The organism is Amycolatopsis thermalba (assembly GCF_003385215.1).
GTDB classification, from domain to species: Bacteria; Actinomycetota; Actinomycetes; order Mycobacteriales; family Pseudonocardiaceae; genus Amycolatopsis_E; species Amycolatopsis_E thermalba.
Genome location: NZ_PQHW01000060.1, coordinates 1 through 17,767 on the forward strand (window position 1 = coordinate 1; position 17,767 = coordinate 17,767).

Below are 17,767 nucleotides of genomic sequence, written 5' to 3' on the forward strand. Positions count from 1 at the left end.
TAATCCGAAACGGAGACATTCCAAAATCGGAATGCACAGCCCCGTCACGTTTGAAGCCCTGCACACGGAGTCAGACCAAGATCACTGACCCCACACCCGAAGTGTCCGGCGAACGGGGGCAAGCTCAGAACGTGTTCGCGAACGCGTTCAACGCGGGCTTCCACCGTATCGCCCACCTTGTCTGCCCCTTCCCGGTCGGGTCCAGCGACCGGGTGACCAGGTAGAGACACTTTAACGCAGCTTGCTCTGTGGGGAAGTGATCTCGTGCCCGCACGGCCTTACGATACCGCGCGTTCAAGGACTCAATGGCGTTTGTCGAGCACAACACGCGCCGAATCTCGGGATCATAATCCAAGAAAGGAGTGAACTCCTCCCACGCGTTGCGCCACAGTCGGATCATCGCGGAATACTGGGCACCCCACTTCTCCTCCAGCTCATCCAGCGCGACCTCCGCGGCCGTTGCTGTCGCGGCCGCGTAAACCGGCTTCAGATCCTTCTTCAACGCGTCCCAGTCACGCTTGGACGCGATCCGGAACGAATTCCTGATCAAGTGGATCACACAGGTCTGCACCCGAGCTTGCGGCCACACATCGGCCACCACGTCCGGCAGCCCTTTCAGGCCATCGCAGACCACGAAGAACACGTCCTTCATGCCACGATTCTTCAAGTCCTGCAACACTTGCAGCCAGAACTTCGCTCCCTCGCCACCCGGACCAGCCCAGATCCCCAGCACATCTTTGCGACCCTCGATCGTTACCCCGATCGCCGCGTAGAACGCACGGTTTGCAACCTGGCCGTCCCGCACCTTCACGACCACGGCATCAATAAACACGGCCGCATAACACTCATCGAGCGGACGCGACTGCCATTCCTGCATCTCCGCGACCACACTGTCCGTGATCCGCGACACCATCTCCTTGGACACCGACGCGCCATAAATCTCCGCGAAATGCGCGGAAATCTCGCCCGTCGTCAGCCCTTTCGCATACAACGACAACACGATTGCATCCACACTGCCGAGCCGCCGCTGGCGCTTCTTCACGATCACCGGCTCGAACGTGCCTTCGCGGTCCCGCGGCACCGCCACCTCCACCGGGCCGACCGCGTCCGAGATCACCGTCTTGGTGCGCGCGCCGTTGCGCACGTTGGTTCCCTCACGACCCGGCTGATCAGCGTGTTTGGCGTGACCGATGTGCTCGGTCATCTCCGCGTTCAGCGCGGTTTCAAGCACCGTCTTGGTCAGCTGCTTGAGCAGCCCGTCCGGGCCGGTCAAAGCCAGCCCCTGCTCCTGCGCTTGCGCGATCACCGCCGCAGCCAGCTGCTCCTGCACGCTCGCTGGCTCGCCGGCCGCCTTCTTCGATGCCCGTGACCTCACAGCATCAACTGTCATCACACTCCGTGCCCATCCCGCCGGACCTCAGCCCGGCGCGTCAGGCCGAAAACACCGAAGATCGAACAGTCCCGTACTAGGTGCGCTCGCGGTGTTTTGCCCATTTTGCTGCGGCGTCGCGCAGCGTTAGTTTCCATGCGTGCGGCTCGCTGGCGGCGATCTGTCCCCACAGGGCGGCGTTGGTTGCGGCGAACGAGTCGATCGCTTCTGAGGTCGCTGACGACCAGACGGGGTGTGTAGAAGCCCAGCGCTCAGCCGTGGTTGGGGTGTGGCCTTCGGCGATGAGCCAGAGTGTCGTGCAGGCGACGTCGATCCACCCGGCGCCGCGGGTGGGCCAAGACCAGTCGACGAGTCGTGCGCCGTGTTTGGTGATGAGGATGTTGTGGGGGTTGAGGTCGGTGTGCAATAGATGCTCGCCGGCGAGCAGGGTTGGGTCGGCGCCGGCCTGTCGAGCGGGGTCGGCCCAGCGGTCTTCGATGCGTCGGCATCCCGTGGTGGGGGCGTTCAGTTTGGTGAGCTCGGTGAGCATCCGGGTGACGGCGGGGAGGTCGGCCGAGCCGGGGGAGAGGTCGGCGGGGTGGCCGTCGAGGTATTCGAAGCCGAGGACGTGCCAGTCGGCGGTCTCGATGTGCCAGTACAGGCGTGGCGCGAACGGGTGGACGTAGGGGTTGATGAAGGCTTCTCGGCGTTGGGTGGCGGCTCGAGTGCTAGGGGCGCCCTTGGCGAATACGAGGCCGGTCTCGGTGTGCAGTCGCGCGGTGAAGGCGGCGTTGAGCCCGGCCCTGATCGTCTCGGCACCGTATACCCGGCCGGTGCGTTGCTCGACTGCGGCGCGAACTGCCGATGGCAGGTGCTGCCAATAGGTGCGTTGGGTTGCCGAACTCATCGCCTCGGCGGTGGAGTTGGTAGGTGTGCGAGTCATGCGGGCAGGGTGCTTGCGTAGCCGAGCGAGCGAAGGCCTTCAGACCGGAACAGCTGGTCAGAGGCGCCTCCGGCCTGGGCTTGGACGAGTTGATAATCGGCGCGGCGTTCCGCACCCCAGCGCTCGACGGCTCGCCACAGCGCGCGGCCATGGCCCTGGCCGCGGTGCTCGGGCAGAACGGCGAAATACTGCGGCAGCAGCATCCGCCGGCCGGGCTGGTCAGGCATTACCGTCAACGGGCCGATCGCGCCGATGACACGATCGGCCGCCTGGGTGACGAGGATGGGGCCATCGCGGTGGCCGGCATCGCGTCGTTGGCGCAGGGAGTCGAATCCGTGGTCGGCCATCGCCGCTGCGAACTCGGCGAAGGTGGTGGTGACCTCGGGGGCGCAGTCGTCGAGTGGGATCACCGCAGGTCCGGTGGCGGCTGACGGGGCGGGGCGGAACTCCTTGAGGTGCACGCGGGTGTGGTTTGCCTGGCGGGTGGGGTTCGTGCTGAACGAGATCACGCGCCCGTGAGCGGCACCGTAGGTGGTGCAGCAGCGGCGGGTCGCGGCCTGTAGTGCGTTGAGGTCGGGGGAGTCGCCGTAGAAGTAGGTCTTCACCGTGCCGCCGCGGCGTGGGGTGAGGACGGGGATGATTGTGGTGCCTGGGCGGTGAACGATCTCGTCGACGAGCACCATGTCGCGCTTGACGGGTGACCAGCGGCGGTCTTTGTCGAAGGGCAGGGCGACTCCGGCCCGGCTGGCGGTCAGCACCTTGGCGAACACCTCGATGAACATCTCCGGCGTGCACAGGTCGGGGTGTACCGGTCCGAGAACCGGCAGGTAGGGGACGGTGAGCACGCGGCTCAACCAGTCGGCCCGTAGAGGCATGGGTTGCAGCCTAGAACCGTGCGGTGGGGCAGCGGCGTGGGGACGCGCCGGTGCCCCACCGGGTGGGTTAGTAGGGGTTGTCATCGCCTGCGTTGCAGGAGCACTTGGAGGACTCGACGAGCAGGTCGAGGTCGTCGACGAACTCGAGCTCGTCGGTGTCGGTGCGTGGGGCTTGTAGCTCCAGCAGGATCGCGGTCACGGCGATCACCTCCTCTCTGGTGGTTTGGGGTCAGGATCAGTGTTGGCAGTAGGCCGACAGCGGGGCTTTGGCTTTGCGGTAGAGCTGGACCAGCGGCATGCAGGTGCCGCAGGAGCCTTGGAGTTGGCAGCCGGTGCAGCCGCCCTGGTGCAGCAGGAGTGAGTCGGCGATCCTGCCGAGCCGGGTCAGGCCGTCGACGCCCTTGTCCATGAGCGGGATCTGCGGGTCGCGGCCGACCTTGCAGATGCTGGCCATGCCGTGCGGGTCGACGTGGAAGAAGGTGTGCCCGGCCGAGCAGCCGGTGAAGGGTTTGCGTTTGCGCAGGTACTCCTGGGACTGGGCGGGCAGGGATTCGGCGCCGCCGTAGATGGTTGGCGACATGTTGGAGAACACGTGGTAGGGCAGGTCGAAGCGTTCGGCCAGGGCTTTCATGGCGTCGAGTTCGTGGGCGTTGGTGTTGGTGACGATCAGGTTGAGGTTCATCGGCAGGGCGGCTTCGTGGGCGGCGGTGAGGCCGCGCAGGAACTTGTCGAACGAACCGCGGCGTCGGGTGAGCCCGTCGTAGCTGGCGGCGGTCGCGCCGTAGACGCTGATCGTCAGCCGGTACGGGCGCAGCGTGGTCAGCAGCTCCAGGATCGCCGGGTGGTGCAGGCGGGAGCCGTTGGAGGAGATCGACAGCATCATGCCCAGCTCGAACGCCAGCCGGTAGACCTCGGGGAACAGCTTGTCGATCAGCGGCTCACCGCCGGTCAGTTGCAGCCACAGCACGCCGGCGTCGCGCATGATGTGCAGCAATCGTTCCCGGTCCGGCCAGGACAGGCCCTCGAACTTCTTCAGGCCGAGGTAGCAGTGCTCGCAGTCGTAGTTGCAGCCCAGGTTCAGCTCATACGACGCGCGCCCGTACCCGTAGGGCGAGATCGGGCGGACGTTCACCGTCTCGTCGACGCGTCGGCCGGTGAGGTCGAGGTCGGGCCAGCGGCGCCGGACGACGTCGACCGGCCACTGGGGGCACCGTCTGGTGCCGGCCTGTTCCAGCTCGCGGTGCCGCCGGGGACCGATCTTGACCCCACTTGGGCTGCCCGGACGCAGCAGGAGGAAGTCCTCGAGGAACTGGCTCACGATCAGGTCATGCACGAAAGGCTCCTCAAGCCGTGGGAGATGCGGCCGGGGTGATGGGAAGTTCGGCGTGCTGGCGAACGAGTTCGCCGAGCTCGACGATGAGAGCCGAGAGCACGTTGACGTTCGGGAGGCATGCGGCCTTCGCGGAGCTCAAGGGCGGCGATGGGCAGGTTGCCTGCCATCGTGGCCAGCGCTTTGACCAGCGCATTCGTCTCTGTCTCCTCGGGAGGGGGCACCGCTTCAGGGCCGGTTGCCCTCGTGGTGGCGGTGCGTTGCGCAAGCCGGGTCGCCATGTCGGAGCCCTTCCGGTCGTCTCGGTGATGCGGCACCCGCCGCCTGGCTCGTGCGGTCACAGACAACCAGTGGCATCTGTGGGCGCTCGGGGGCTGGCCGGGCGGCGGGTGCCACCTATGACGAAACAGCAGGTGAGGCCGTCGATCCACCCTGTGCGACCGTGATCTTGGGGAGTGATGTTTCCCTGTTCAACGGGGAGAGAATGCGGCATGATCGCGTGTGCGTATCGACCGTGCGACCATCGCCGCCGGGGAGGAAACCATGCCCTCTGCGACACGCAGCGTGCGTCAGGAGCAGCGGCAATTGTCGGCCGAGCTGCGGGCCCAGGCCAAGACGTGGACCGAGATCGCGCAGGTGTTCTCGGCGCGCTACCGGGTCAACATGAGGGCCGCGCTGCGGCTTGTGCATGGCTGGAGCCAGCGTGACGCGGCGGAGCAGTGGAACACGCGCTGGCCTGCTGATCCGAAGACGTTCAAGAACTTCTCCTATTGGGAGCTGTGGCCCTCCGAGACTGGTCACGCGCCTTCGCTGGAGGTGCTGGGGCGGCTGGCCGAGCTGTACGAATGCAGCGTGGCGGACTTGGTCAGTGACGCCGCCGACTTCCGCCCGGCCGGTCCGGCACGTCACGCAGGTGCGCCCGAGGGGTGGACAAGCCCGGAGCAGGTGGTGCGCGATGTCGTCGACGAGGTGCAGCATTTGGACGTCCACGAACTGGCGCGGTTGGCGGCCGAGTGGGTGCGCGGTAACGGCGATGGGATGGACCGGCGGTGGTTGCTGCTCAAGGTCAGCGCGGCTCTGACCCTCGCCTCCGCGAGCCCGGGGCTCGTCGATACCGGATCGCACGACCGTGTGCCGGCCCTGCCGGGTGAGGAGTTGACCGGTATCTGGCGCAGCCGTTACGTGTACCCGAGCACCGGCCGCGGGAAGACGTTCACCGGTGAGCACTACCTCGTGCTGCGTCAACAGGGGGCGCGCCTCGTCGGCCAGAGCTTGCCGCACTCGATCGGCTCCAAGCTGCGGCTGGAGCTCGCCGTCGAGAAGGCGGTTGCCACCGGAACGTGGCGGGAACAGACCTCGCCGACTGGCTACTACAAGGGCGCGACCTACCACGGGACGCTGCAGATGGTGGTCGATCCGGCAGGTCGTCGCATGAACGGGATGTGGCTCGGGTTCGGCCGGGACTCGCTATAAACAGCGGTACATGGGAACTGACGTGGTGCGAGGCGCAGACCTCGAAAACCGCCCAGCGCGCTTACCACCACAAGGCATGAGACCGCGTCAGCTCAGGACCGCGACGATCGTGGTGCCCGGGGCGAAGGTGCCGGTGGCGATCCGCTCGAAGAGGCCGTACATCATCTTGGCCTCGTACACCCAGTCAAGCGTGATGCCGTGCCGGGTGCGAAAGTCCGCGATGAACGCGTCGAGCTCTGGGGTGCGTTTGGCGTAGCCGCCGAAGTGGAAGCTGTGGTCGAGCGTCCAGCTGTTCCACTCGCGGCCGAAGGCTTCGCGTTGCAGCCGGCGCACTTCCGTCTCGAGGAATTGTGCTCCTTTGAGGACGGGGAAACCGATCGCATGCTGGCCGTCGCGGAGGCTTGCGGCGATTCCGGCGAGTGTTCCGCCGGTGCCGCAGGCGCAGCAGATGACGTCGAAGTGCTCGTCGATCTCGGCGGGGAGCTCGGCGCAGCCGCGCACCGCTGGGCCGTTGCTGCCGCCCTCGGGCAGGACGTAGCAAGGGCCGAACCGCTCGAGCAGACCCGCCAGCACGTCGGGATCCGTCTTGCGCCGGTAAGTGGTCCGGTCCAGGTAGGTCAGCTGCATGCCCCGGTCGATGGCGAAGGACAGGGCATCGTTGAGTGGCAGGTGCTCCTCGCCTCGGATGACGCCGATCGTCGCGAGACCCGCATAGTAGCCGGCCGCGGCCGTGGCCCGGATGTGGTTGGAGTACGCGCCGCCGAAGGTCAGGATGCGGTCGTAACCCTCGGCGCGGGCCGCCTGGAGGTTGTTCTTGAGCTTGCGCCACTTGTTGCCGGGAACCTCGGGGTGGATCAGGTCGTCCCGCTTCAGGAGCAGCCTGACCCCGCCGAGGCGCGGGTCCTGCACCATGTCCAGGGGTGAGGGCAGGCGCACGGTCAGCTGCGGCATCTCACGCGAACTACCTTCCACCACGTAGCTAGCCTAGCGACGAGTGGAGGGACGGCGGTTCGTCCCGGTCAGTGCCTGGAGGACGTCCTCGAGACGCTGCAGATTCGTCCTCGCGCTCATACAGGACGAACGCGCCGAGTTGCCCGTCGTGCCAGTCGAGGTCTTCCGGCACGAGCCTGACCTCGGTGGCCGTGCGGTCAGAGGCGACGAGCAGCTTCTCGATCTGCTCGGCCATTACGCTTTCGCCTCCCACTCGGGACGTCAGTGCCGGCATTCCGAGATATGCCCTTGAGCGAATTGTCTTGTTCTCGAGGAGTGCGCTTTGGCGTCCGAGTTTCAGAGCTACGCCATGCGCAGCGGTTTCCTTCTCGGTGCTCTGCGCGTATTGCGCGGTTTGCAGGAGATCGGGCACGCGAAGGGGTGACCACTCCGCTACGGTCGTGGCTTGCGATTCGAGGTTCAAGATTTCCGAGACGTCATCGGAGATGCCGAAGAGTCCCACAGTGCCGCCGCGTGAGCTGGTCCACCGAGCAAGCTTCAGGAGGTCGTCGCGGGCCCGTCCTGTGATCTTGAGAACGTCGGCAAGGGCCCTCACCTGGTCCTCCGACGGCATGCGAGAGCCGTCCAACCAGCGGCCGAGCGTGGTGTGCACTACGCCCAGTCGCTGGGCGACTGAGCGCAGGCTGTCCTGTGGCTGCCGGGCCGACCAGTGAGAGCGCAGCAGTCTGGCCAGTGGATGCTCGCTGCTCACTCGTGCCTCTCGGTCATCGCCCGCCATGAAGTGAAGAGTACCGATCACACTCTCTTTGTGCGAACAACCCGCTTGGGCTATTGCCAGCTCGTATTGCGCTAATGCACGGTTCGCGTGGTGTTAGAACTAGCACCGATTGGCACCAACAATTGAAAGAAGGTCGATCATGTGGCCCCGTGTGTTTTTTCGAGGTTTGTTTCCCACTTTCAACTCGCGATCGCGGCGAATCGAAGTAGGTCGTCATGCGAAGCCGCACCGGATCAAGACGAAGCTCAATGCGGAGAACGGTTGGGGGCGGGTTAGGGGGAGCTGGCGATGAGCCAGCGCGAGCGCCATTGTCTTTGCCGTTCAGGGGCGCGGTGTCGTGGGGAATCCCGTCCACCGGAGGTCGGGGGGTAGGTGGCTCATCTCGTTGAACATGACGACGCTCGGCGGTAGCTTGGGCCGGTTCTCGATGACCGTCAGCGCCGCGTTGGCGCTGCTGAGTCCCAGCCACCGCACCGCTGGGGCGGCCAAGGCGTGGCGGACGAGCCACGCGATCGGGTAGGCGTGCGTGATCAGCACTTCGTGAACGTCGTCGTCCTGGTCGGGGGCGGTGGCGAACCTCGCGGTGAGGCTTTGGGCGATCTTGTGGCCCGCCGCGGCCTCGTCGGCGTCGTAGCCGTCGAAGAACGGCACCCAGGACGGTGGGGTTTCCTCCGGCGCCGGCACGTAGGGCACGTGGTCGATCAGTTCGGCCGCCTCACCGACAGGGGCACTGCCGCTGAGGAAGATGTTCAGTTCCCGTGCGCTGTCGGCAGCGCGGGGCAGCGGGGAATGCCACACGGCGTCAATGGGTCGGTGCGCCAGGCGCCGGCCGAGCAGGCGGGCTTGCCGTCGCCCGGTGTCGGTGAGATTCCCGAAGGCGTCGGCGTCACCGTGGCGGGCGATGTAGAGGTATCTGGTTGCCATGAGCGCGTGTCCTTTCCGCGGGTGGGCCGGGTCAGCGGACGGTGATGGTTCCGGCTGTCCCGTCGAGCGCGATCCGGTCACCGTTGCCGATGCGGGTGGTGGCATCCGCGACACCGAGGACGGCGGGGATGCCGTACTCCCGGGCGACGATCGCGGCGTGCGACAGCGCGCCGCCGGTCTCGGTGACGACACCGGCGGCGATGGTGAACAGCGGCGTCCAAGCGGGATCGGTGTTGGGGCAGACGACGATTTCACCGGGGCGCACGCGCGGGAAGTCCGAGGGACCGCGCACGATCCGCGCCGCCGCGGTGACCGCTCCGTGGGAGCCGGGCGTTCCGCTCAGTGATCCGGTCGCGCCGGGCACGCGGCTCGGGGGCAAGGGCGCGGTGATGGGGCGTGCCTGCAGAATCCACACCGCACCTTCGGCGACCGCCCATTCGATGTCTTGCGGGGTTCCGAGAATCCCCGCTACGCGCGCGCCCAGATCCGTCAGCGTCGCTGCCGTGGCGTCATCCAGTGCTCGCGCGGTCTGCATGTCCGGTGCGACCGTGCTGGTGACGACGCCGCTGTGCTCGTGGTCGAGGTCCGTTCGAGTCCGTTTGCTTCCGACCCAGCAGCCGATGGTTCCGTCGGGCGCGACCTCGTAGGTGTCGGGGGTGACGGTGCCGCCCACGACGGCCAGGCCCAGACCCCACGATGCGTCGATCCGAGTCGGTGCTCCCGGCTGTTGGGGTGTGAAAAGACGCCGGACACCTCCGCCTCGATCACGCGCTGCACGAGCACCGCCATGCCGGGAACGAGGTGCGAGGTGCGGCCGGATGTCCGGCTCCAATACTCGCCCACCCGCGTGGCGCGGACCGACTCCCAGCAGGCCGCTATCGCCTCACACACGTCGTCGACACCCCGAGCGCCGATGACGCTCTCGTACTGGCCCGCCGCCGAAGCACCGGCGGTGTCCTCGTCCGTCGCGGAAGAACGCACCGCCACCACCGGGTCGCCCAGCCGCGCAAGCTCCTGGGCGATCGCGTCGCGTAGCGAGCGCCCGACCGCGGAACCGGACTGCTGCCGACCGCAGGGCACCACGAACCCATCCGGCACCGGCAACCCCTCGCGCAGCAGCACACCGAGCGTTGCGGCCTTGCCTCCCGAGTTCGCGCGGGTCGCGTCAGTGAGCGGCGTCAGCATCAACACACCTATCAACGAAACGTTGACAACATTACGTTGATAGTAGCAGGATGGTTGTCGTGGAACGCAAGCGCGATCTCGAACGACGCGTCAGCGCCGAGCATGCGCAGGCTCAGCGTGAGCGCGACGCCCAAGACGTCCTGCTCGAACTGGGCGCGGACGAACTCGAACCGCGCCCGTGGCGACCCGCGCCGGCCCCGCCGACGGCGGTCGATCTGACGCAGTACGCGCTCTGGCGCTCAGCCGACCTGACCCCCGATGAGCTCCTGGCCGCGCTGGCACTGCTCCCCGCGGCTCGGGCCGAGGTCGAGGGTGTGGAGATCGGTCTGCTCTTCACCGCGCGGAACCAGGGGCTGACGTGGGCGCAGATCGCGGAGGCCATGGGTTTCCGCTCCCCGCAGGCGTGCCAGCAATACGTGAACCGGCTCAGCGCCAGGCAGGACAAATCGCCATGACCGATCAGTCGTTGCTGGAACTGCCCGTCCTGCATGCGGTACGCCTCCTGGGGTTCGCGAACAGCCGGGCAGTAGCCGAGCGTGCCGGAACGAACCATGACGAGGCACTGCGGGTGCTGCGCGAGTCTGAGCGCGCGGGCTGGGTGCAGCATGTCGTGTTCGCCGACATCGACGGGTGGTCGCTCACCGACTCGGGCAAGGCCCGGAACGAGCAATTACTCGCGGTCGAACGCGCGAACGCCGACCCGGAAGACGTGATAGCGGCTGTCTACCGCGAGTTCCTGCCGTTCAACGCGCGCCTGCTGCGGGCCGTAACGGACTGGCAGATCAAACCGGCCGGGACGGACCGGTTCGCTCCCAACGACCACAGTGACAGGGCCTGGGATGAGCGTGTCCTCGATGAACTGGAGGCGCTCGGTGCGGAACTCGCACCCCTGACCAAGCGCCTTTCCGATGTTCTGGCGAGATTCGACGGTTACCCCGATCGTTACCGATCGGCGCTGTGCAAGGCCAGAAGCGGGCAGCACAACTGGATCGGCAAGACCGATGTGGACTCCTGCCACCGGGTCTGGTTCCAACTCCACGAAGACCTCGTCGCCACCCTCGGCATCGACCGGCTGACCGAAAACCAGGCTCCGAAGTAGACGAAGACCAGCCGGCGTCCGGACCAGGGCCCGGATCAACCGCCCCCAACCGCGGGGAGCTCGTCGGCGCAGCCGGGAAATCCGTGAGCCGTCGGGTCCTCGGTGACCGCCGGGCGGCATCGCGCGTACATCTGCCGGCAGAGTGTGATGAACTCCTGCGCCCTGCGGGTCGTGCGGGCGCCCCGCATCCACGCCACCACGATGTCCAGCGGCTGGACGTCGTCGCTCAGTTCCAAGGGGACCGCGCGTGCTCCGGCGTACGTGGTCTCCGCTGGGGGGCGCTGGTTGAGCAGCGCGAAGCCCTGACCGTGCGCCACCAGGGCCCGCACGGTTTCGTAACCGGCGCTGCGGTGCCGGATGCGCGGTTCCACCCCCGCCTCGCGCAGGATCGACTGGAGGTACTCCCGGCTGTTGGGCAGGTCGAGCAGCACCATGGGCTCTCCGGCGAGCTGCGCCAGCGACACCGTGCCGCTCCCGGCCAGTGGGTGGTCGGGGCCCACGAGGGCGTACGGCGGCGCGGTGTCCACCACGACGTGATCGATGTCGTCGTCGAGGTCGTAGCCGTACAGCAGCGCGACCTCGTACTCCCCGCCCCGCAGCGCGGCCTTGATCGCGGAGTGCTCGCCTTCCCGCACGGACACCACCACCCGCGGGTGCCGGTGTTCGAACTCGGCCAGCAGGCCCGGCAGGCGGAACGGCGCGAGCGTGGCGAAGCAGCCGACCGTCAGCGTGCCCACCAGCTCCGTACCCGCCTGTCGCGCCGCCTCGACGAGTTCGGCGCCGTGGGCCAGGAAGTCGAGGACCCGCCGGTGGAACGCCTGCCCCGCGGTGGTCAGGCTCAGCCCACGAGCGTGGTGGCGCAGCAGCAGCTGCACCCCCAGCTCCCGTTCGAGCTGGGCGACCGCGGTGGAGACCGCCGACTGCGACACCATCAGCTCGCGTGAGGCGGCGGTCATGCTCAGGTGCCGGGCCGCCGCCTCGAAGTACCGCAGCTGCACGAGGGTGAAGGACGGCTCAGATATCGCGATGCACCTCCTCGCCCCCCACGAGCGTGAGCACCGTCTTCGCGGCGCTGACCTGCTCACCGGACAGGATCGGCCGGTCCAGCAGGGCGAGGTCGGCGAGCATGCCCGGCGCGATCACTCCCGTCTCGCCGTCCGCGTGGTTGGCGTAGGCCGAGCCCGCCGTGTAGGCCGCCAGCGCCACCCGCAGGTCGATGGCCTGCACCGGTTCCAGCGGTTCGGACAGCACACCCTCGCCGACCGCGTGCGGGTCCTCCGGCGGGCCGAGCCGGGTGGCGGCCGTGTAGATCGCCCACAGCGGGTTCGGGTCGGTGACCGGCCAGTCGCTGCCCATCGCCAGCCGCGCCCCGGCCCGGTGCAGCGCTCCGAACGGGAAGTGGTGCGGCTCCCGGTGCGGGCCGAGCAGTGGCAGCTTGCGCTCGACGATCTCCCGGTCCCGCCGCGCCCACAGCGCCTGGATGTTGGCGATGACCCCGAGCTCGGCGAACCGCGGCACGTCGTCGGGGGAGACCACGTCCACGTGCGCGATCTGGTGCCGGTTGTCGTGCCCGGGGCCGGCGGCGCGGGCGGCTTCCAGCGCGTCGAGGCATTCCCGGACGGCCCGGTCGCCGACCGCGTGCATGTGGATCTGGAACCGGCGCCGGTCCAGCTCCACGCAGATCCGCTTCAGCTGCTCCGGATCGATGAACGACAGCCCCGACTCCGTGCCGTGGTGGAAGTTGCCGGCGTACGGTTCGAGCATCGCGCCCGTGCAGTTCTCGCACACACCGTCCTGCATGATCTTCACCGTCGTGGCGCGGAACCGGCCGACGGTGCCTGCCGCCCGCCGTTCTTCCAGCGAATCCAGCTGGCCGAGACCGTCCTCCGCCGACCACCACAGCGCGCCGGCGACCCGTGCGGTCAGCCGGCCCTCGCCCGCGAGCTTCAGGTAGGTCGGCAGCGGGTCCGGCAGCCCCCACAGCGAACCGACGCACGCGTCCTGCCACCCGGTGACACCCATCGAGTGCAGGTGCCGCTGAGCGGCCAGCAGCGCGGCTTCGGCGAACTCCGCGGTGATCGGCGGCAGCAGCGAGGTGATGAGATCGCCCGCGCGTTCGACGAGCACCCCGGTGGGGCGCCCGTCCGGATCCCGGTTGATCCGGCCGTTGGGCGGGTCCGGAGTCTGCTCGCCGATCCCGGCGCGTTCGAGGGCCCGGCTGTTGGCCCACACGCCGTGCCCGTCGTGGCTGACGAAGACGGCGGGCCGGTCCGGCAGGATCTCGTCGAGGAAGTCGCGGTGCGGCAGCCCGCCCGGGAAGGTGTCGCCGAACCAGCCGTTGCCGCTGATCCACTCGAGCCCGGGATGGTCCTCGGCGTAGGCCCGGATCGCCGCCCGGTACCGCTCGGGTGAGTGCGGCAGCCGGGACAGGTCGCACGTCAGCAACTGGACGCCGGCGGCCAGCGGGTGGACGTGGGCGTCGGTGAACCCGGGCAGCAGCGTCGCGCCGCGGGCGTCGACGACCTCGGTGCGCGGACCGGCCAGCTCGTCCAGGGGTGCCCGGCCGACCGCCTGGATGCGCCCGCCGCTGATCGCCACCGAGGTGGCGCCCGGGGCGGCCGAGAACACCTCGGCGTTGACGATGACCAGGTCGGGGTGGCTGGTGCTCACGGTGGCTCCCGTCACTGCTGGGCCGGGTGGCAGCAGGAGGCGTGGCGCGGCTGCGGGGCGGGTGTGTCGAGCGCCGGGTTGGTGTCGAAGAAGCCGGTCGGCTTGAGCACGAACCCGGTGTGGTCCACCGGCATGATGGGCCAGTCCTCGGTGCGCGGGTAGTGGGTGAGCCCGAAGGTGTGCCACACCACCACGTCGGCGCCGTCGAGGTCGCGGTCGGCGCGGACCCAGGTGTCGATCCCGGTCCGGCCGTCGTTCTGGTTCACGTACTCGCCCGACGGGAACCGCTCGTTCTCGTCGTAGGCGGTGACCCACAGGTGCTTGCGGGTGAACGCCGCCCGGCGCGCGATGGACGACTGATCGTCGGCCAGCAACGTCGGCAGGCCCTCCGGGTGCAGCGTGTAGGCGACGGGCCGGCCGAGCGCGTTGCGCCGTTCGGTGTTGCTGATCCGCCACACGCGGCCCCGGTTGCCGTCGGCCAGCCGCGCGGCCTCGGACTCCTTGGCCAGGCGCGTGATCCTCCGGGTGAACCCGTTGCCGTACGGATTGGACGGTCCCATCGGGACGCGCTGGACGTCGATTTCGTCGACGGCGTTGGTCAGGCCGTCGACCATCATGTCCAGCCGGGCGGAGAACAGGTGCTGGTGGTAGGGCGCCCCCACGCCGGGCGCGATCTCGCTCGCCCACGGGTACTCGGCGCCGTCCGGCCCGTCACCGGGGTAGGCGGAGGCGAACACGATGCCGGTGGCCTTGCACTCCAGCTCGATCGTGCCGTCGAGGTAGAAGTACCAGTAGAAGCCGTAGTCGTAGTTGCCGACGGTCACGAAGAACGACACGACCATCCGGCGCTGGCGGCGGGTGGAGACGCTGCCGTTGTAGCCGTCGGTGTGCTTCCACAGCACGCCGGCGTCCTCCTCGTGCATGCAGATCGCGTTGCGGATCGTGCGCGGGTGGCCGTCGTCGTCGTGCAGCGTGGCGTCGAGGTAGTGGATCTCGCCCAGGCAGTCGCAGCCCAGCGTCAGCGAGTTGGCCTCCTTGCCCAGCGAGTACTCGCCGGCGTCGAAGTAGTTCTGCCAGAACCGCACCGGGCCGGGGTCGCCGTAGGGCACGACCATCTCCGCGACCGAGGCCCGGTAGACGATCGGCCGCACCCGGTCGCCGTCGGCGAAGCCGATCTGGTGCAGGGTCAGGCCCTCGACGGCGTTGAAGCCGACGCGGAACTGCCACTTCTCCCACGTCACGACGTCGCCGTCGACGGTGAAGCTGGGCCCTTCGGGCTGGGTGATCTCGATCGGCTTCTGCGTGGTCCGCGACGGCCGGGCCGGGTCGTCCAGGTGGTAGTCGTAGGCGGTCACCGGGATCTCCACCGGGCCCTCGTCGATGAGGTCGTGCACGCGGCGGCCGATCAGGTCGACGTAGGCCACGACCCCGTCGATCGGGTGCGCCCAGATGTTGTCGTCCTCGTTCAGCTGCAGGAACGCCAGGCAGCGCACGAGGCGCAGGCCCTCCTCCCCGGGGATGCCGAAGCAGCCGGCGCTCAGGGCGGACACCCGGACCGAGCGCGGTTCGGTGATGCCGCGCCGCCGCATGGCCGCGTTCCAGGCCTCGTCCTTCCAGAGGATCTCCTCGACCAGGTCGAACTCCTCGTGCAGGATCGGTGGCTGCCCCTCGGCGACCACGTCGACGACCCGGTCGGCCAGCACGCGGCCCTCGGTCACCGAGACCAGCACCTCGCGTACCTCCCCGGTGCGGCGGTCGAGCAGGAGCGACCGGACCCGCCGGTCCAGCGCCTGGCCGGGGGCCCACGCCAGCACCTCCGCCTTCGCGGGCTCGTGCAGCGACACCAGGGCGAAGCGGGTGTCGGCGGTGGCGATCCCGGCGTCGTGGAGCAGCTCGCGGTTGCGGGCGACCTCATCGCGGGTCAGGCGGGCGAGGGGGTGGTTCATGCGCGTCTCCGTATTCTTTGCGACGTAGCGCAAAGAATGACCGCAAGGCAGCCAGATGTGCAAGACTTGCGCCCAGGAACTTCGGCGAGAGGCGGCGTGAGTTTTTTGATGCAGACCATCAAGAATTCAGATCGTGGCACGACCTAAGGACCAGGCGAAGCGTCGCGACGAGATCGTGGCCGCGGCAGGCCGAGCCATCCTGCGCCGGGGCCTGACCGGGCTGCGCGTGCGGGACGTGGCCGAGGAGGCCGGTCTGTCGGCCGGGCTGGTCAGCTACTACTACCGCGACCTCGACGAGCTGCTGCTCGAGGTGCACCAGGACGCGGTCGACCGGTTCTACTGGGGACGCGCGGAGGCGGCGGACAGCGAGACCGATCCGCGGGGCCGTCTCGTGCGGATCGTCGAGGCCGGGCTGCCCGCCGACGAGAACGACCCGGTGTGCAGGGTGCTGTACGAGACGCACGTCCACGCCTCGCGCAGCCGGACCCACGCCGCGCTGATGACGGCGCTGTGGGACCGCGAGGTGTCGCTGTACTCCGCCGCGCTCGCGCACGGCCGCGACGCCGGCGTGTTCCGGCTGCGGGGGCCGGTCGCCGACGTCGCCGCCAATGCGGTCGCCCTGGAGGACGCCTACGGGTTGCACGTCGTGGGCCGGAATTCGAGCGTGTCGGTGCCCCGGGCGCGGGCGCTGGTGTTGCGTTACCTGGAGACCGAGACCGGCTGCGAGCTCACCGGCGGCGGTCAGGCGTAGGCGGTCCAGACGGTCTTGAGCCCGGTGTACTTGTCGAAGGAGTGCACCGACAGGTCCCGGCCGAAGCCGGACTGCTTGAACCCGCCGAACGGAGTGGCCGTGCTCAGCGCGTCGACGGTGTTGACCGACACGGTGCCGGCGTGGATCTCCCCGGACACCCGGTGGGCCCGGGCGAGGTCGCGGGTCCACACCGAAGCGGCGAGCCCGAAGGGGGTGTCGTTGGCGAGACGGATCGCCTCGGCCTCGGAGTCGAACGTCAGCGCCGCCAGCACGGGGCCGAAGAGCTCCTCGGCCACGAGCGGGTCCTCCGGGCGCAGCCCGGAGACGACGGCCGGATCCAGGAAGGCGCCGCGCCGGGATCCTCCGATGTGGACGGTTCCGGTGCTCTCGGTGACGGCGCGCTGGACGCGGATCGCGGCGGCTTCGTCCACCATCGGCCCGAGCTTCGTGGCCGGGTCCAGCGGGTCGCCGGGCACCCACTTCCGCACCTTGGCGACGAGCCGGTCGAGGAAGTCCGCGGCGATCGACCGCTGGACCAGCAGGCGGGTGGTGGCCGAGCAGACCTGGCCGGAGTTGGCGCAGAACCCGAACGCGACCAGGCCGGCCGCCGCGTCGAGATCGGCGTCGTCGAACACGACCACCGGGCTCTTGCCGCCGCATTCCAGCCAGACCTGCTTGAGGTTGGACTCCCCGGCGTAGCGCAGGAAGAGCCCGCCCACCGGGGTCGAGCCGGTGAACGCGAGCACGTCGACGTCCGGGTGCCTGCCCAGCGCCTGCCCGGCGGTCTCGCCGAGACCGGGCACGACGTTGAGCACGCCGTCCGGAATGCCCGCTTCGACGGCCAGCTCGGCCAGGCGCAGCGCGGACAGCGGGGACTGCTCGGCGGGCTTGAGCACCACGCTGTTGCCCGCGGCCAGCGCCGGCGCGAGCTTCCAGCCGGCGATGTCGAGCGGGAAGTTCCACGGCACGACGGCGCCGACGACGCCCAGCGGCACGCGGCGGATGACCGCGAAGTTGCCCGGGGGAGTGGGCGCGACCTCGTCGTAGAGCTTGTCGATGGCCTCGGCGTACCAGGCGAAGCAGTCCGCGGTGGCGGGCACGTCCATGCCGGACGTGTCGGCGATCGGCCTGCCGACGTCGACCGTGTCGCACAGCGCCAGCTCGTCCGCGTTGTCCCGGATCAGCCCGGCGAGGGCGAGCAGCCGCCGCTTCCGCTCGGCGACCGCCAGCCGCGACCACCGGCCGTCCTCGAACGCCCGCCGCGCCGCGGCGACCGCGAGGTCGATCTCGTCGGCCTCGCACGCGGCGACCTCGGCGACGACCTGGCCGGTCGCGGGGTTGGTGTCGGTGAAGGTCTTGCCGGACTTCGCCTCGACCCAGTCGCCGTCGACGAAGGCCGCGGTCCGCGGCCGCAGCCGCGCCGCCGCACGCACCCAGTCGCCATGGTTCATCACGTGGACACCTTTCGTCGGA

At 68.8% G+C, this 17,767-nt stretch carries 17 protein-coding genes and 1 pseudogene; 4 read left to right on the forward strand and 14 right to left on the reverse strand.

Translation table 11 applies throughout. The annotated features are described in order from the left end of the window. Nucleotides 1–124 precede the first annotated feature (124 nt). From D0D15_RS22285 to D0D15_RS22300, 5 genes are all read right to left on the reverse strand, one after another. Entirely contained in the window at nt 125–1,390 is a 1,266-nt protein-coding gene (locus D0D15_RS22285) for an IS256 family transposase (RefSeq protein WP_094008229.1), read from the reverse strand. 76 nt (nt 1,391–1,466) lie between these two features. Next, nucleotides 1,467–2,312: an aminoglycoside phosphotransferase gene (locus tag D0D15_RS22290; RefSeq protein ID WP_143266243.1), complete on the reverse strand. Its 846-nt coding sequence runs from the start codon at nt 2,310–2,312 to the stop codon at nt 1,467–1,469. Further along, entirely contained in the window at nt 2,309–3,187 is an 879-nt protein-coding gene (locus D0D15_RS22295; protein WP_198958360.1) for a GNAT family N-acetyltransferase, read from the reverse strand. Before D0D15_RS22295 ends, D0D15_RS22290 begins: the two co-directional genes overlap by 4 nt. A gap of 67 nt (nt 3,188–3,254) precedes the next feature. Then, complete coding sequence (locus D0D15_RS37610) at nt 3,255–3,386, reverse strand: hypothetical protein (protein ID WP_255407958.1); 132 nt, start codon at nt 3,384–3,386, stop codon at nt 3,255–3,257. A gap of 36 nt (nt 3,387–3,422) precedes the next feature. Further along, on the reverse strand, nt 3,423–4,520 hold the full coding sequence (locus D0D15_RS22300) for a radical SAM protein (RefSeq protein ID WP_094008220.1): 1,098 nt from the start codon (nt 4,518–4,520) through the stop codon (nt 3,423–3,425). A gap of 498 nt (nt 4,521–5,018) precedes the next feature. Between D0D15_RS22300 and D0D15_RS22305 the strand changes: the two genes are divergently transcribed. Beyond that, the gene (locus D0D15_RS22305) at nt 5,019–5,990 is read left to right on the forward strand and encodes a helix-turn-helix domain-containing protein (protein ID WP_094008219.1); all 972 of its coding nucleotides are present in this window, start codon (nt 5,019–5,021) and stop codon (nt 5,988–5,990) included. A gap of 87 nt (nt 5,991–6,077) precedes the next feature. Here the strand turns inward: D0D15_RS22305 and D0D15_RS22310 are convergent, their stop codons facing one another. The 5 genes and pseudogenes from D0D15_RS22310 to D0D15_RS37875 all read right to left on the reverse strand — a co-directional run. Next, nucleotides 6,078–6,941, reverse strand: coding sequence for a 1-aminocyclopropane-1-carboxylate deaminase/D-cysteine desulfhydrase (locus D0D15_RS22310; RefSeq protein ID WP_094008218.1), 864 nt, complete (start codon nt 6,939–6,941; stop codon nt 6,078–6,080). Between the two features lie 28 nt (nt 6,942–6,969). Further along, a complete protein-coding gene (locus D0D15_RS22315; protein WP_143266242.1) occupies nt 6,970–7,719 on the reverse strand; it encodes a helix-turn-helix domain-containing protein in 750 nt (249 codons plus the stop codon). Nucleotides 7,720–8,040: 321 nt separating this feature from the next. After that, entirely contained in the window at nt 8,041–8,643 is a 603-nt protein-coding gene (locus D0D15_RS22320) for a histidine phosphatase family protein (protein WP_094008216.1), read from the reverse strand. A 31-nt stretch (nt 8,644–8,674) separates the two neighbouring features. Further along, nucleotides 8,675–9,316 carry a PEP-utilizing enzyme gene (locus D0D15_RS37615; protein WP_255407957.1) on the reverse strand — a complete coding sequence of 214 codons (642 nt, stop codon included), beginning with the start codon at nt 9,314–9,316 and terminating at the stop codon, nt 8,675–8,677. A 125-nt stretch (nt 9,317–9,441) separates the two neighbouring features. Continuing rightward, nucleotides 9,442–9,828 (reverse strand): annotated as a pseudogene (locus D0D15_RS37875) (PEP/pyruvate-binding domain-containing protein); the annotation flags it as partial. 59 nt (nt 9,829–9,887) lie between these two features. On the opposite strand from D0D15_RS37875, the gene D0D15_RS22330 reads away from it, so the two are divergent. Then, nucleotides 9,888–10,283 (forward strand): DNA-binding protein, encoded by a 396-nt coding sequence (locus tag D0D15_RS22330; protein WP_198958357.1) that lies wholly within the window; start codon nt 9,888–9,890, stop codon nt 10,281–10,283. After that, nucleotides 10,280–10,927: a transcriptional regulator gene (locus tag D0D15_RS22335; RefSeq protein ID WP_094008214.1), complete on the forward strand. Its 648-nt coding sequence runs from the start codon at nt 10,280–10,282 to the stop codon at nt 10,925–10,927. Before D0D15_RS22330 ends, D0D15_RS22335 begins: the two co-directional genes overlap by 4 nt. 35 nt (nt 10,928–10,962) lie before the next feature. Here D0D15_RS22335 and D0D15_RS22340 read toward each other — a convergent pair whose 3' ends face one another. Genes D0D15_RS22340 through D0D15_RS22350 form a run of 3 tightly spaced genes read right to left on the reverse strand, consistent with a single transcriptional unit; the run spans nt 10,963 to nt 15,576 of the window. Next, nucleotides 10,963–11,925, reverse strand: coding sequence for a LysR substrate-binding domain-containing protein (locus D0D15_RS22340; protein WP_233157477.1), 963 nt, complete (start codon nt 11,923–11,925; stop codon nt 10,963–10,965). Nucleotides 11,926–11,941: 16 nt separating this feature from the next. Then, on the reverse strand, nt 11,942–13,597 hold the full coding sequence (locus tag D0D15_RS22345) for an amidohydrolase (RefSeq protein ID WP_094008213.1): 1,656 nt from the start codon (nt 13,595–13,597) through the stop codon (nt 11,942–11,944). A gap of 11 nt (nt 13,598–13,608) precedes the next feature. Beyond that, nucleotides 13,609–15,576, reverse strand: coding sequence for a primary-amine oxidase (locus D0D15_RS22350; protein WP_255407956.1), 1,968 nt, complete (start codon nt 15,574–15,576; stop codon nt 13,609–13,611). Nucleotides 15,577–15,676: 100 nt separating this feature from the next. Between D0D15_RS22350 and D0D15_RS22355 the strand changes: the two genes are divergently transcribed. Then, complete coding sequence (locus D0D15_RS22355) at nt 15,677–16,294, forward strand: TetR/AcrR family transcriptional regulator (protein ID WP_094008211.1); 618 nt, start codon at nt 15,677–15,679, stop codon at nt 16,292–16,294. Here the strand turns inward: D0D15_RS22355 and D0D15_RS22360 are convergent. Continuing rightward, a complete protein-coding gene (locus D0D15_RS22360; protein ID WP_094008210.1) occupies nt 16,285–17,745 on the reverse strand; it encodes an aldehyde dehydrogenase in 1,461 nt (486 codons plus the stop codon). The genes D0D15_RS22355 and D0D15_RS22360 overlap by 10 nt on opposite strands. Nucleotides 17,746–17,767: the final 22 nt, after the last annotated feature.

Excerpts from the sequence above, each read along its gene's own strand:
- D0D15_RS22285 (WP_094008229.1), bottom strand. The coding sequence starts at position 1,390 with ATGACAGTTGATGCTGTGAGGTCACGGGCATCGAAGAAGGCGGCCGGC.
- D0D15_RS22290 (WP_143266243.1), bottom strand. The coding sequence starts at position 2,312 with ATGACTCGCACACCTACCAACTCCACCGCCGAGGCGATGAGTTCGGCA.
- D0D15_RS22295 (WP_198958360.1), bottom strand. The coding sequence starts at position 3,187 with ATGCCTCTACGGGCCGACTGGTTGAGCCGCGTGCTCACCGTCCCCTAC.
- D0D15_RS22310 (WP_094008218.1), bottom strand. The coding sequence starts at position 6,941 with ATGCCGCAGCTGACCGTGCGCCTGCCCTCACCCCTGGACATGGTGCAG.
- D0D15_RS22315 (WP_143266242.1), bottom strand. The coding sequence starts at position 7,719 with ATGGCGGGCGATGACCGAGAGGCACGAGTGAGCAGCGAGCATCCACTG.
- D0D15_RS22320 (WP_094008216.1), bottom strand. The coding sequence starts at position 8,643 with ATGGCAACCAGATACCTCTACATCGCCCGCCACGGTGACGCCGACGCC.
- D0D15_RS22335 (WP_094008214.1), top strand. The coding sequence starts at position 10,280 with ATGACCGATCAGTCGTTGCTGGAACTGCCCGTCCTGCATGCGGTACGC.
- D0D15_RS22360 (WP_094008210.1), bottom strand. The coding sequence starts at position 17,745 with ATGAACCATGGCGACTGGGTGCGTGCGGCGGCGCGGCTGCGGCCGCGG.